The organism is Odoribacter sp. Z80 (assembly GCF_009935865.1).
Taxonomy (GTDB): Bacteria; Bacteroidota; Bacteroidia; order Bacteroidales; family Marinifilaceae; genus Odoribacter.
In genome coordinates this window covers 249471-263578 of sequence record NZ_QWEL01000003.1, presented here as the reverse complement: position 1 = coordinate 263578, position 14108 = coordinate 249471, and the positions used below count along the sequence as shown (strand labels likewise).

Genomic DNA, 14108 nt, shown 5'->3' with positions numbered 1-14108 from the left:
TTTTAAATCAGCGACAAGTATGGAAGAGCTTTCGAAACAGAGATTATTGGATGAGCGGTATTTGCGAATGGCACGGATCTGGTCGGAAAATTCATATTGTAAACGCCGCCAGGTCGGGGCTTTGATAGTAAAGCATAAATCCATTATATCGGACGGTTATAACGGTACACCTTCGGGTTTTGAGAATTTATGTGAGGATGAGAACGATCATACCAAACCTTACGTATTACATGCAGAAGCGAACGCTATTACCAAGGTTGCAAAATCCGGAAATAGCAGTGATGGAGCCACGTTATATGTTACTGCTTCGCCTTGTATCGAATGCGCCAAACTGATCATTCAGGCAGGGATAATAAGGGTGGTTTATTCGGAGCTTTATCGGTGCAGTGATGGATTGGAATTATTAGAAAAGGCAGGAGTACAAGTAGACTTGGTTAAGATTTGATTTTTAATTTTTCACAGATACAGAGAAACAGATATGTATAATAATAAATGGAAGGCAATTCTTTTGCCAATGATCATTGCATTGGCTATTGTGGTGGGTATGTGGTTGAATACCTTGTTTTATCATCCCCAGATGGTGAGGGCTGTGCAGAACACTTTTATACCGGTACAGGGAAGTAAGTTGGATATGATTCTGAATATGATTAATTTTTCTTATGTAGATACCGTTAATGTAAAAGATATTGAGGAAAAAGCAATTCCATTATTGATCAAGGACCTGGACCCTCATACAGTTTATATTCCTGCGAAAGACATGTCAAGGGTAAACGAAGAGATGTTGGGCAATTTTGGAGGTATAGGTGTACAATTTTATAAATACCAGGATACGGTTACGGTGGTGAAAGTAGTGCCGGGAGGACCTTCTGCCGGGGCAGGTTTAAAGGATGGCGACCGTATTGTAAAAGTAAATGATTCTCTTGTTGCGGGGAAGAAGCTGAGTACAGATAAGATTATGGGAATGATGAGGGGGGAAGTTGGCACTGATGTTGAGTTGACTTTAAAAAGGAGGGGAGTGGATAAACCCATTATCAAGAAAATAACGAGGGGAAATATACCCATTAAAAGCGTGGACATTGCTTATATGGCCAATGATACCACGGGAGTGATTCGAGTGAAGACTTTCGGTTTGAATACTTACGATGAATTTATGCAATCTCTCCAGAGACTGCATAAACAGGGAATGCGGAAAGTGATTATTGATTTACGGGGAAATGAAGGGGGTATTCTTCCGATTGCCATAAAAATGATCAATGAATTTCTTCCGGAAGGGAGATTGATTTTGTATACTGAGGGGAAAGCTTCTCCCCGTATGGATTATAATTCAAACGGAAGGGGAAAATTTCAGGACATTGCAGTAGTGGTGTTGATTAACGAGTTCAGTGCTTCTGCCAGTGAGATTTTTGCCGGAGCGATTCAGGATAATGACCGGGGAATTATTATCGGGCGTCGTTCTTTTGGTAAAGGATTGGTACAGGAGCAGCGTCTATTACCTGACAGTTCGGCTTTAAGATTAACGGTAGCCCGGTATTATATTCCTTCGGGGCGTTCCATACAAAAACCTTACGATCAAGGGAAAGAAAAATATTATGAAGATATATATCAGCGTTTGTTGCATGGCGAATTTGGTCAGAAGGACAGCATTCATTTTGATGAAAAATTGAAATATAAGACGCTCGGAGGACGTACGGTGTACGGAGGAGGAGGGATTATGCCTGATATTTTTGTTCCGGAAGATACTCTGGGGTATTCTAAATATCTGGCAGAATTGAACCGGAAGGGACAATTACCTTATGAGTTTACTTTTGAATTTATGGATTTGCATCGGGATGAGATGAAAGATATTGAAGATTATAAGCAATTACTGAAATACCTGAGTAAATTTGATTTAGTGGAAATGATGGCTGATTATGCTGAAAAGCGGGGTGTGAAACGGGATCCGAAGGGTATTCGGGATTCCTATCCTGTGTTGAATAATTCCCTTAAGGCTTATATCGGTCGCCATGCCCTGGATGATGAAGGTTTTTATCCGATTATTTATCAAGAGGATGTTACTTTTCAGAAAGCTTTAAAGAATAAAGGAATGGGAGAATAGCTGAATATCCTGGATTTTGTCTATGTAAAGGGGCAGAAAGGTTCGGTTTCGGTATCTCTGGAGGCTGGGATTTCTGCTCTTTTATTTTCCCTTGTCCAGTAATGGCGAAGTCAATATTCTACTACCTTAAAAACAGTAATCGCACTACCAAATGATGCATTTTATGTTGTTTGGTTAACAATGATTTTATAAAAAGAGAAATTATCTTTAGGATAGGGATACAGAATGGAAGGAAACTCTTATGAAATACATTTGGCCCCTTTACAAGGCTTTACTGATTATATTTTCCGGAATGCTTTTGAGAAGTATTTCGGGGGAGTTGACGCTTATTATACGCCCTTTATCCGGCTGGAAAATGGAAAGGTCAGAAATAAGGACCTGAGAGATATACAGGCCGGGTTAAATACGGTGCCCCGTCTTATTCCCCAGATATTGCCGGGCTCTTCTCAGGAATTTCGGTTACTTACTGAAATTGTCCGGGATAACGGTTATACTGAAATAGATATTAATCTGGGCTGTCCTTTCCCTTTGATTGCCGGCAAACGAAAAGGAGCCGGGATGTTGCCTTATCCCGAACAAGTTCAGGAGGTGTTGCAAACCGTAAATGAATATCCTGATATCCGGTTTTCTCTTAAGATAAGATTAGGTTGGGAAAATGTTTGCGAATGCCAATTTTTGAGCAGTGTGTTTAATAGTGTTCGCTTAGACCACATAACGGTTCATGCCCGTACTGGCAAGCAGCAATATAAAGGGGTGGTTGATGAGGAGGCTTTTGCGCGTTTTTCTGAAATGATTCGTCACCCTTTGTTTTATAATGGAGACATTCGTTGCAGACAGGATGTGGAGAGGATTTTTGGAAAATTTCCTGTGCTAAGGGGTGTTTTGATAGGTAGAGGATTATTGTCTTCGCCCTTGCTGGCTAATGAGTTTAAAAGGAATGAAACTTTTTCTGAAGAAAAACGTATGTCCCTCTGTTCCGACTTTCATGAAGAGTTGTTTTTTGCTTATTCCGGTGTACTTCAGGGAGAATCTCAGCTTTTATCCAGGATGAAAGCTTTGTGGGAGTATTTTTTGCCTTCTACTGACCGGAAAATATTAAAGAAAATCCGGAAAGCGACGAGGTTAAGCCAGTATAAAGAGTGTGTTAAATGGATGAAATGAACATTTGCCGGATATGGAACAGATAAAAAAAGTTGTTTTTATTGGAGTGGGTATTCTTTCGGTCATTTTGGGTATCGTTGGTATTTTTGTTCCGGGTTTGCCTACTACCCCTTTTCTGTTATTGAGTTCATGGTTGTTTTATAAGAGTTCGAAAAGCTTACATGACCGTTTGCATCGTTCTCCTTTAGGAAAGTATATCCGTCATTATGAGTCTCGGAAAGGAGTGTCGTTGTTGTCGAAATTCTTGTCTATTATCTGTATGTGGATGATGGTGTGTATTTCAGCGTTTTTGTTTATTGAAAGTTGGCAGATAAGGATAGTGCTTTTGGGATTGGGAATAATAGGTAGTGGCAGTATATTGTTGATTGTGCCTACAGCCAAAGACTGATATTTAAATGGCCGAATATTTCATTAGGATAATATTCGGCCATAATCAAGGAAGTCTGTTTATAATACGACGTTGATAATTTTTTGGGGAACGACAATCATTTTCCGGATTTCTTTTCCTTCCAACCAACGTGCGGATTCCGGAGCATTTTTGACAGCCAGTTCGATGTCGGCCTGAGTAGCTGTTAAAGGCATGGAAAGTTTGAAACGGACCTTACCGTTGAAAGATACCGGATATTCGAAATGGTCTTCTATCAAATATTTTTCTTCCCATTGTGGAAAGGTTGCGGTCGTGACACTGGTGGTATGTTCCAGGAGATGCCACAATTCTTCGGCTATATGCGGGGCATACGGAGCAATGGCGATGACCAGAGGTTCCAGAATAGCTCTTTTACGGCATTTCAAGGCCATTAGTTCGTTGGTACAAATCATGAAAGCCGGAATAGAGGTATTGAAGGAGAAATTTTCTATATCGTATTCTACTTTCCGGAGCGTTTTATGCAGTACCTTCAGTTCTTCACGATTTGGATTTTCATCACTGACCAGGAATTTTTCTTCCTGGAAAAATAAGCGCCAGAATTTGCGTAAGAACTTATATACTCCGTCGATACCTTGGGTATCCCACGGCTTATGAGCTTCCAGCGGTCCGAGGAACATCTCATACAAACGGAGAGTATCTGCTCCGAATTGTTCTATGATGTCATCGGGATTCACTACATTAAACATGGATTTGGACATTTTTTCAACAGCCCATCCACAGATATATTTACCCTCTTCCAGAATGAATTCGGCATTGGCATATTCGGGCATCCATTTTTTAAAGGCTTCGGTATCCAGAATATCATTATGGACGATATTAACGTCTACATGAATTTCGGTGGTTTCGTATTGGTTGCTTAAACCGGCAGAAACGAAAGTGTTGGAACCTACAATGCGGTATACAAAATTAGAACGCCCCTGAATCATACCCTGGTTAATCAGTTTTTGAAAAGGTTCCGGTTCGCATACAATTCCTAAATCATACAAAAACATATTCCAGAAACGGGAGTAAATCAGATGGCCTGTGGCATGTTCGGCACCTCCCAGATAAAGGTCTACATTCCGCCAATAGGTGTCAGCCTCGTGGCTGACCAGGGCTTTTTCATTATGAGGGTCCATATAACGGAGATAGTAGGCTGAAGAGCCGGCAAATCCGGGCATAGTATTCAACTCAATGGGATAACCTTCTTTTGTTTTCCAGTTTTTAGCCCGGCCCAAGGGAGGTTCTCCGCTTTCTGTCGGCAGATACTTGTCAATTTCAGGCAATTCCAGAGGCAGACACGACTCTTCCATCATGTAGGGCATATCGTTTTTGTAATATACCGGAAACGGTTCACCCCAGTATCGTTGGCGGCTAAAAATAGCATCCCGTAAACGATAATTGATTTTACTTTTGCCAATTCCTCGTTTTTCCACTTCTTCAGCGATGGTCTGGATGGCTTTTTTCACTTCCATTCCATTGATTATACCGCTATTAATCATTTTACCTTCTTTGGCATCGTAAGAACTTTCACTCAAGTCGATGGGTTGGCCGTTATCAATAACAGGGATGATAGGCAACTGGAATTTTCGGGCGAAAGCATAATCACGGCTATCATGTGCAGGTACAGCCATAATGGCGCCGGTACCATACCCGGCCAGGACATATTCACTGATCCATACCGGAATGGCTTCGTTGGTAAAGGGGTTGATGGCATAACTTCCGGTAAATACACCGGTAACGGTTTTTACTTCGCTTTGCCGTTCACGTTCTGTCCGTTTTGCCACATAATCCAGATATTCGTGTACAGCTTTCTCCTGTCCGGGGGTAGTGAGCTGGCTGACATAATCGCTTTCCGGTGCCAGTACCATAAAACTGACCCCGTGGATGGTATCGGGACGGGTGGTGAATATTTTTAACCGGACATCTGAGTCTTTTACTTCAAAGATAATATCGGCACCTTGGGAGCGTCCGATCCAATTGCGTTGTATATCTTTCAGGGAATCTGACCATTCCAATTTATCCAGGCCGTCCAATAATCTTTGTGCATAGGCGGAAACCCGCAAGGACCATTGCCGCATATTTTTTTGCACGACCGGAAATCCTCCTCTGACGGACAAACCGTCTTTTACTTCATCATTGGCTAATACCGTACCTAATTGCGGGCACCAGTTTACCATCGTATCTGCCAGATATGCGATGCGGTAGTTCAGTAAAACGGCTTGCTGCTCTTTCTCATTCATTTTTTTCCATGCCTCGGCGGTAAATGGGGGAACTTCAGAACCGGCAGCATGGACATTCAGGTTCCCTTCTTTTTCGAAAACGGATGCCAATTGGGTAATGGGTTCTGCTTTTTGTGTGGTTTTATTAAACCAATGGTTGAACATCTGGATGAAAGCCCATTGAGTCCATTTATAGTAATGAGGGTCACAAGTCCTTACTTCCCTGTCCCAGTCGAAAGAGAATCCTATCTTATCCAATTGTTCCCGATACCGAGTTATATTTTTTTCTGTGGTGACAGCAGGGTGCTGCCCTGTCTGGATGGCATACTGTTCTGCCGGTAATCCGTAGGCGTCAAATCCCATCGGGTGTAAAACGTTAAAACCTTTCAGTCGTTTATACCTGGAATAAATATCTGAAGCAATGTAACCCAGTGGATGTCCTACATGAAGGCCTGCTCCGGACGGGTAAGGAAACATATCCAATACATAATATTTGGGTTTTGACGGGTCTATATCAACTTTATATGTTTGGTTTTTTTTCCAATAGTTTTGCCACTTTTGTTCTACTTCTTTAAAATTGTATTCCATAATATGACTGGTTTATTTATGATTTTATTTAGCGTACAAAGGTATAAAAGAAAAAGACGAAATACTATACTCTGTATGCTAAAGGAATAAGGATTGTTTTGTTTTTATTGTAGTAATTTGGGAAGTGGCTGAAAAAATAATTATTTTCGTCTTTCCATATGTGAAATCTGATTAAAGAAAAGGATGTCATCAGAATCTGTGTTGGCGATTTTACTGGGGTATTTCGGATTATTGATTATAATTAGTTTTCTGACTTCCCGGAAGGCAGACAATGAAACTTTTTTTACAGCCCGTCATACCTCTCCCTGGTATTTGGTCGCTTTTGGAATGATCGGAACCTCTCTGTCGGGGGTTACTTTCATATCCATTCCTGGCGAAGTAGGGAATAGTGGTTGGACATATTTACCGGTCGTAATAGGTAATTGCGTTGGATATGTGGTGATTGCATTGGTTTTGTTACCTTTATTTTATAAGTTGGAATTAGTGTCTATTTATACGTGGTTAGAGACCCGTTTCGGAGAAAAGGCCCGTTTAATAGGTTCTTTTTTCTTTATCATTTCTCAATTGGTCGGGGCTTCCTTTCGCCTGTTTTTGGTTGTAGGTGTGTTGCAGTTGGCTTTTTTTGACAGAGCCGGCATCCCTTTTGCTGCAACTGTTTTTATTACTATTGTTTTAGTTTGGATTTATACCTTCCGTGGCGGTATCAAAACCATTGTCTGGACGGATGCATTGCAGACTATATTTATGTTGGTTTCTGTTGTGTTGACTATTCTGGTCATTTGCCGGGCCTTGGATTATGATTTCAAATTTATAACGGCTACTCTCCAGGAGAGTGCCTGGTGCAGAGTTATGGATTTTAATTGGCGTTCGGAACATAACATCATAAAGCAGTTTGTGGCTGGAATTGCAATTACTATTGCCATAAACGGATTGGACCAAAATATAATGCAGAAAAATCTGACCTGTAAATCTTTGAGGGATTGCCAGAGGAATATGTTTTCTTTTTCTGTTATGTTCTTGGGGGCGAATGTTTTATTTTTGGTTTTGGGAGCTTTGCTATATCTTTTCGCTTCGTTCAGGGGAATTGCTTTACCGGGCAAAACGGATGATGTTTTTGCTTTTTTGGCGATGAATCACTTCGGGGTAGTTATTGCTGTATTTTTTTTATTGGGAATTACTGCTGCTGCTTATTCTTCAGTAGATTCTTCCTTAACGGCTTTGACCACCTCGTTTTCAATAGATTTTCTGAAAATTAATCCTAAAGCCGGAAACCAAAAATGGAAAAGAATACTGGTGCATTTGTCTTTTTCGTTTCTGATGTGCTTGGTTATTATTTTATTTCGGGAACTCAATAACAGTAGTGTGGTAAATGCTGTATTAAAGGCTGTGGGTTATACGTATGGTCCTATTCTTGGTTTGTTTGCTTTTGGTTTGTTGACTAAATATGAAGTCAAATCCCGTTATTTATTTTGGGTGTGTATGATATGCCCTCTTTTATCTTATGGGATAGACCGCTTTTCGGAACAATTTTTATGGGGTTATTGTTTTGGTTTTGAGATTCTTTTATTAAACGGACTTCTCTGTTTTATGGGCCTTTGGCTGATTCGGCAAAGCCGTTAAGTCCTTTTTCTCAATAATTTTAAAGGATTTCAAGAATTCTCAGTTCTCTTATTTGTTAAAATTATTTTATAGTATTATCTTTATCGCCATAAATGCGTAAGATAGAATAAATGATTTTATTATGAGAATAATTGCTATTTTATTGGTTCTCTCTGTTTTCGGACTGTTTAGTTCTTGTAAGAAGAAAAAAGCTAAGGAAGTATTGACGCCAAAGCAAGTTGAGGTTGTGGAAATAGAGAAAACAGTGCCTGTTGAAGAAGAAAAAGAAGAACCTCAACCTGTCGTAAAACAGGCAAATTATTATTTGGTTGCCGGTTGTTTTAAAATTCAGGAGAATGCCGACCGTTTACATGATAAATTGTTGAATGAGGGATATGATTCCAGAATATTGCCTTTTTATAACCTGAACATGGTGACTTATGACGGTTATGAAACCCGGGAAGAAGCCCAGGTGGCTTTAAACCGGATTGTTCGGGAAGAGGGGAAAGAACTTACCTGGGTATATCCTGTGAAATAGTTTATAATTCTATTCCTGTAAATATTCTCAGGGCATATCCGATAAAGAAACTGATTGTTGCAATACCTAAACTGATACAACTCATTTCTATAAAACGTTGTTTGAAGTTTTCACTTTTTACTACTGAATAGTAATAATTGAAAATGGCTATAATCAGCAGTGCCCCCAGAAGACAAATGCCTAATCCCCAGTAAACATTGTTCAGCAATACGAAAGGCAAAATAAGGACGGTTACTGTGATAATATAGGCAATACCCGTATAGACAGCGGCTTTGATGGCATTTTTAGCGGGGTCATTTTCTGTTCGGGTAGAGAGATATTCGGAGGCCGCCATGGATAATGCGGCAGCTATGCCGGTAATGGCGCCTGTAAGGGCAACCAGTTTGGAATGTTGCAAGGCAAATGTATATCCGGCCAAAGCCCCGGTAAATTCCACCAGTGCGTCATTTAGTCCCAAAACTACAGAGCCCATGTAATTCAAACCTTCTTCATTTATGAGTGCAATGAGTTTGGTTTCATGAGTCTTTTCTTCATTTGCTATTTGTTGTAATTCTTTCCATTCATTATGAGTGCTATAGGCTTGTTGGGCCATTTTTTCTCCCCTTTCCATTAGTTTGATACTGAATGTAAGTCCGAAGAATCGGGCAATCCAGGTATATAGACGGACTCTTCCCATCTTTGGGGGAGGAAGTTCACCGGTAAACTTTTTTAAAAGTTGATAATGACTCAATTCTTCTTTGGATAATTCCGCCAGAATTTGCCTGTTTTCTTCTTTCTTATGAAATTGGGCAAGGCGTTTATAGATGTGATATTCGGTTATTTCGTTAATTTGAAATTTTAAGAACCGGGCTTTATCCTCTGTACTTATCATAATGAGTTATTTGCTTTTCACAAAAATATGAAAATTCACTATAAAAAGAAAGCGAAGCTGTAAGGCTTCGCTTTTTGTTGGATATCAGGTTTCTTAAAGAATAAAGTGGTCACTGATGGATTTATGCTCAACCACATTGCGGATAGTCTCTGCAAATATATCGGCAACGGAGATGATCTTGATTTTTGAACATTCCTGTTTCAATGGAATGGAATCAGTAAACGCCACTTCGTCTAAAGCTGATTTTTCTATATTTTCATAGGCTTTGCCGGAAAGGACGGCATGTGTTGCTACAGCACGTACACTTTTAGCTCCTTTATCTTTCAGAATACCGGCAGCTTTACAGATGGTACCGGCTGTGTCTATCATATCGTCTACAATGACGATATTCTTACCCTTAACGTCTCCGATGACTTTCATATCAGCTACTTCATTGGGTCTTTCGCGGGTTTTGTGGCAAATAATCAACCCGGAGTCGAAAAATTTTGCCCACGAATTGGCTCGTTTAGAACCACCGATGTCCGGAGAAGCAATAGCCAGGTCTTCTAATTTTAATGAACGGATATAGGGAGCTAATACAGAAGAACCGTACAAGTGGTCTACCGGAATATCGAAAAATCCCTGAATCTGGTCAGCGTGAAGGTCCATGGTCATAATGCGGTCCACACCGGCTGCATGTAATAAATTTGCAACTAATTTGGCTCCGATTGCTACACGGGGACGATCTTTGCGGTCCTGGCGTGCAAAGCCGAAATAAGGAATTACAGCGACAACTTTATAGGCCGATGCCCGTTTGGCAGCATCAATCATCATTAATAACTCCATAAGGTTATCACTGGGCGGAAAAGTAGATTGTACAATGAAAACATGGTCTCCTCGGACTGTTTCATCATAAGCTGTTGCGAATTCTCCGTCACTGAAATGTAATAAAGTTTTTTGACCGAGTTCCAGGTTTATGGATTTAGCTATTTTCTCAGCAATGTATTTGCTGTTTTCCCCGGAAAAAATTTTAACTTCGGAAAGATCTGACATAATTTAGCCGTTTCAAATATTTGTTATAAAGACGCTCTAATAGTTCAACAAAAGTAAGTAATAAATTAGAAATTGGAAATTGAATATTGAAAATAATTTATGTCTCTTAAGGAATTCCGGTGGCTTGTTCAAAAGGGAAAAGCAATTCCTTTTTATTTTCTCCTTTTTATTTTATCTTTATACCCGTAGCCAGGAATTTTATTTTTAAATTATAACTGATGAAGACAATAGAAAATTACATTGAAGAGAATAAGGAACGGTTTTTGAAGGAACTGTTTGAACTTATCCGGATTCCTTCCATCTCTTCTGAGGTGGAACATAAGGCAGACATGTATAAATGTGCTGAAAAGTGGAAGTCATTGTTATTGGAGGCAGGAGCTGATAAGGCCGAAGTTTATGAAACAAAAGGAAATCCCGTTACTTATGGTGAGAAAATTATAGACCCGTCTTTGCCTACTGTCCTGGTATACGGGCACATGGATGTGATGCCTGTAGATCCTGTCGAGCAGTGGCGGACAGATCCTTTTGAACCGGTTATTCAGGATGGGAAGATTTGGGCCAGAGGGGCGGATGATGACAAAGGACAGGCTTTTATGCATGCGAAGGCTTTTGAATATATGGTAAAAACGGGAAACCTGAAATGCAATGTGAAGTTTATGTTGGAAGGGGAAGAAGAAATCGGATCTCCCAGTTTACCGGAATTTTGCAGGATGCATAAAGAGATGTTGAAAGCAGACATCATATTAGTTTCGGATACCAGTATGATAGCTCCGGATGTTCCTTCTATAACAACAGGGTTGAGAGGTTTGGCCTATTGGGAAATTGAGATGACCGGACCAAATGCTGATTTACATTCAGGTATTTTTGGCGGAGCCGTGGCAAATCCCATTAATGTACTTTGTAAAATGCTGGGAGAGATGATTGACGATAAAGGACATATCACCATACCCGGCTTTTACGATGATGTTCTTGAAGTGAGTCCGGAAGAACGGGCTAAAATGGCAAAAGCACCTTTTGAACTGAAAGCTTATGAAAAATCTTTAGGTATTAAATCCGTACATGGCGAAGAAGGTTTTTCAACAAACGAAAGAACTGGTATTCGTCCAACATTTGACATCTGTGGTATTTGGGGAGGATATACAGGAGAAGGAGCGAAAACGGTTTTGCCGTCTGTTGCTCATGCCAAAGTAAGTTGCCGTTTGGTTCCCAACCAAAAGCATGAAAAGATAGCGAAATTATTTCAGGATTATTTCACCTCGATTACCCCGGAATATGTTACAGCCAAGGTGAAATATCTGCATGGCGGTCCTTCTTATGTATGCCCGATTGATTTACCGGCTTATCAGGCTGCTGAAAAAGCTTATGAAGAAGTATATGGAAAACAGCCTGTTCCGGTTCGTTCAGGAGGTAGCATTCCTATCATTGCTACTTTTGAGGAAGTATTGGGGATAAAATCTATTTTGATGGGCTTTGGTCTGGGTTCGGATGCCATTCATTCTCCGAATGAAAATTATCCGCTGGAACAATTTTTTAACGGGATTCGCACGATTCCTTTGTTCTATAAGTACTTTACAGAGAAATAGAAATTCTTTAAAATAAATATGGGACTGGTTTTCACCAGTCCCATTCTTATTTTGGGTGAAAATGGTGTTTTTGTTTTTATTCCAGATAAGTATATCCGTATAGTCCTGAACGATAGTTGGAAAGAAATTCCCGGCCTTCTTCCGGTGAGATAATTCCTTTCTTCATAGAGGTGGTTACCCACACTTCTACTGTACGGGCCATTTTCTTAGGTGTAAATTGAACATATTCAAGTACATCTGCAACGGTTTCTCCTTCAATAATCTTATCTATGATATATTCTCCGTTCTTTACTTTGATGTGCACGGCGTTGGTATCTCCGAACAAATTGTGTAAATCACCCAATATTTCCTGATAGGCGCCTACCAGAAAAACTCCGAAGTAATAGGGTTCTTTGCTGTTCAGTTCATGAACAGGCAGATGGTAGGAGAAATTACGGGTAGAGATGAAATTATTGATTTTTCCGTCCGAGTCACACGTAATATCTTGAATTGTAGCTGATTTAGTCGGTTGTTCATTCAAACGGGAAATCGGCATAATGGGGAATATTTGGTCTATTGCCCAGGAATCGGGTAAAGATTGGAATAAAGAAAAATTACAAAAATATTTATCCGGTAACATCTTGGCAATTTTTTTTAATTCATCCGGGGCGTGTTTGGTTGTTTCAGCCATTTCATATACTTCACGGGCTACTGACCAAAAGAGTCTTTCCACCTGGGCCCGGGTCCGTAAGTCAATCAGGCCCAGATTAAACAGGTTGAGGGCATCCTCCCGGCATTGCAAAGCGTCATGCCAGGTTTCCAGTAAACGCGGCTGGTTCAGATTTTCCCAAAGGTCATAAAGTTCTTTGACTAATTCATGGGCATCTTGTTCTACTTCTTCATTTTCGTCAAAAGCAGGCAGACTGGTGCTGGCAAGGGCTTCGAATACTAACACTGAGTGATGGGCTGTCAAGGAACGACCGGATTCTGTAATGATATTCGGTTGAGGTAATTCGTTTTTCTCACAGGCATCAACAATTGAAGAAACGGCATCATTGACATATTCCTGGATGGAATAATTCATGCTGTTGGAAGTTGCCGAGCGGGTACCGTCATAATCTACTCCCAATCCGCCTCCTATGTCTACGAAATGAATATTGTAACCTATTTTTTTGAGTTCTACATAGAATTGGGAGGCTTCTTTCAAAGCAGTTTTAATACGCCGGATATTGGTAACCTGGCTACCGATATGGAAATGAATCAATTGCAGACAATCCGACATTTTATTTTTCTTCAGAATCTCCAGAGCTTCCAGCAATTCGCTTGAATTTACTCCGAATTTACTGACATCTCCTCCTGATTCTTCCCATTTTCCACTACCGGAACTGGCTAATTTTATGCGAATGCCGATGTTGGGTTTTATATTCATTTTCTTCGCCAGGCGTGCAATCGTCTTTAACTCTATCAATTTTTCTACAACTAAAAAGATGCGTTTCCCCATTTTTTGGGCTAACAGAGCTAATTCGATATAGCTTTCGTCTTTATAGCCGTTACAAATAATCATGGCATCATCGTCGATGTCAATAGAGAGAACTGCGTGCAGTTCAGGTTTAGAACCGGCTTCAAGTCCTATATTGAATTTATTTCCGTGGCTGACAATTTCTTCCACCACCGGACGCATTTGGTTGACTTTAATGGGATAGATAATAAAATTCTTGGCTGTATATCCGTATTCTTTGGCTGCAAATTCAAAACAATTGGAGATTTTTTCTATTCGATTGTCAAGGATGTCCGGAAATCTTAAGAGTACCGGAGCTGCTACATCGCGGACCTGTAATTCTTCCATTAATTCCTTTAAATCAATTGAAGGTCCGCCTGATTTTGGTGTCACTGCAACATGCCCTTTTTCATTAATTGAAAAATAATTCAACCCCCAACCATTGATGTTGTAAAGTTCTGTTGAATCGTCAATACTCCATTTTCTCATTTCCCTGTGTTGATGTCGATAAAATTGTTTTTTAAATTTCGTGCAAA

The 14108-nt window shown here is 40.2% G+C and carries 11 protein-coding genes; 7 read left to right on the top strand and 4 right to left on the bottom strand.

What is annotated here, in order from left to right; all coding sequences use genetic code 11:
- Positions 1-19 precede the first annotated feature (19 nt).
- The 4 genes from D1136_RS04660 to D1136_RS04645 all read left to right on the top strand — a co-directional run bounded on the left by D1136_RS04660 (position 20) and on the right by D1136_RS04645 (position 3644).
- Complete coding sequence (locus tag D1136_RS04660; RefSeq protein WP_161876461.1) at positions 20-445, top strand: dCMP deaminase family protein; 426 nt, start codon at positions 20-22, stop codon at positions 443-445.
- Positions 446-514: 69 nt separating this feature from the next.
- Entirely contained in the window at positions 515-2095 is a 1581-nt protein-coding gene (locus D1136_RS04655; RefSeq protein WP_237566987.1) for a S41 family peptidase, read from the top strand.
- 225 nt (positions 2096-2320) lie between these two features.
- Positions 2321-3256: a tRNA-dihydrouridine synthase family protein gene (locus D1136_RS04650; RefSeq protein ID WP_161876459.1), complete on the top strand. Its 936-nt coding sequence runs from the start codon at positions 2321-2323 to the stop codon at positions 3254-3256.
- A gap of 13 nt (positions 3257-3269) precedes the next feature.
- Positions 3270-3644: a YbaN family protein gene (locus tag D1136_RS04645; protein ID WP_202623059.1), complete on the top strand. Its 375-nt coding sequence runs from the start codon at positions 3270-3272 to the stop codon at positions 3642-3644.
- Positions 3645-3703: 59 nt separating this feature from the next.
- Here the strand turns inward: D1136_RS04645 and leuS are convergent, their stop codons facing one another.
- Entirely contained in the window at positions 3704-6472 is a 2769-nt protein-coding gene (gene leuS, locus D1136_RS04640; RefSeq protein WP_161876458.1) for a leucine--tRNA ligase, read from the bottom strand.
- A gap of 183 nt (positions 6473-6655) precedes the next feature.
- Here leuS and D1136_RS04635 point away from each other — a divergent pair, with 183 nt between their 5' ends.
- The gene (locus D1136_RS04635) at positions 6656-8092 is read left to right on the top strand and encodes a sodium:solute symporter (RefSeq protein WP_161876457.1); all 1437 of its coding nucleotides are present in this window, start codon (positions 6656-6658) and stop codon (positions 8090-8092) included.
- Between the two features lie 121 nt (positions 8093-8213).
- Positions 8214-8609 carry an SPOR domain-containing protein gene (locus D1136_RS04630; RefSeq protein ID WP_161876456.1) on the top strand — a complete coding sequence of 132 codons (396 nt, stop codon included), beginning with the start codon at positions 8214-8216 and terminating at the stop codon, positions 8607-8609.
- 1 nt (position 8610) lies between these two features.
- Here the strand turns inward: D1136_RS04630 and D1136_RS04625 are convergent, their stop codons facing one another.
- Entirely contained in the window at positions 8611-9480 is an 870-nt protein-coding gene (locus D1136_RS04625; protein ID WP_161876455.1) for a VIT1/CCC1 transporter family protein, read from the bottom strand.
- Between the two features lie 93 nt (positions 9481-9573).
- Positions 9574-10512, bottom strand: a complete 939-nt coding sequence (locus D1136_RS04620; RefSeq protein WP_161876454.1) for a ribose-phosphate pyrophosphokinase — start codon at positions 10510-10512, stop codon at positions 9574-9576.
- Positions 10513-10730: 218 nt separating this feature from the next.
- Here D1136_RS04620 and D1136_RS04615 point away from each other — a divergent pair, with 218 nt between their 5' ends.
- Entirely contained in the window at positions 10731-12095 is a 1365-nt protein-coding gene (locus tag D1136_RS04615; protein WP_161876453.1) for a dipeptidase, read from the top strand.
- A gap of 76 nt (positions 12096-12171) precedes the next feature.
- Here D1136_RS04615 and speA read toward each other — a convergent pair whose 3' ends face one another.
- Positions 12172-14061, bottom strand: coding sequence for a biosynthetic arginine decarboxylase (gene speA / locus D1136_RS04610; protein ID WP_161876452.1), 1890 nt, complete (start codon positions 14059-14061; stop codon positions 12172-12174).
- Between the last annotated feature and the right edge of the window lie 47 nt (positions 14062-14108).

Coding starts and splice junctions, on each gene's coding strand:
- D1136_RS04660 (WP_161876461.1), top strand. CDS start 20: ATGGAAGAGCTTTCGAAACAGAGATTATTGGATGAGCGGTATTTGCGA.
- D1136_RS04655 (WP_237566987.1), top strand. CDS start 515: ATGATCATTGCATTGGCTATTGTGGTGGGTATGTGGTTGAATACCTTG.
- D1136_RS04650 (WP_161876459.1), top strand. CDS start 2,321: ATGGAAGGAAACTCTTATGAAATACATTTGGCCCCTTTACAAGGCTTT.
- D1136_RS04645 (WP_202623059.1), top strand. CDS start 3,270: ATGGAACAGATAAAAAAAGTTGTTTTTATTGGAGTGGGTATTCTTTCG.
- leuS (WP_161876458.1), bottom strand. CDS start 6,472: ATGGAATACAATTTTAAAGAAGTAGAACAAAAGTGGCAAAACTATTGG.
- D1136_RS04635 (WP_161876457.1), top strand. CDS start 6,656: ATGTCATCAGAATCTGTGTTGGCGATTTTACTGGGGTATTTCGGATTA.
- D1136_RS04630 (WP_161876456.1), top strand. CDS start 8,214: ATGAGAATAATTGCTATTTTATTGGTTCTCTCTGTTTTCGGACTGTTT.
- D1136_RS04625 (WP_161876455.1), bottom strand. CDS start 9,480: ATGATAAGTACAGAGGATAAAGCCCGGTTCTTAAAATTTCAAATTAAC.
- D1136_RS04620 (WP_161876454.1), bottom strand. CDS start 10,512: ATGTCAGATCTTTCCGAAGTTAAAATTTTTTCCGGGGAAAACAGCAAA.
- D1136_RS04615 (WP_161876453.1), top strand. CDS start 10,731: ATGAAGACAATAGAAAATTACATTGAAGAGAATAAGGAACGGTTTTTG.
- speA (WP_161876452.1), bottom strand. CDS start 14,061: ATGAGAAAATGGAGTATTGACGATTCAACAGAACTTTACAACATCAAT.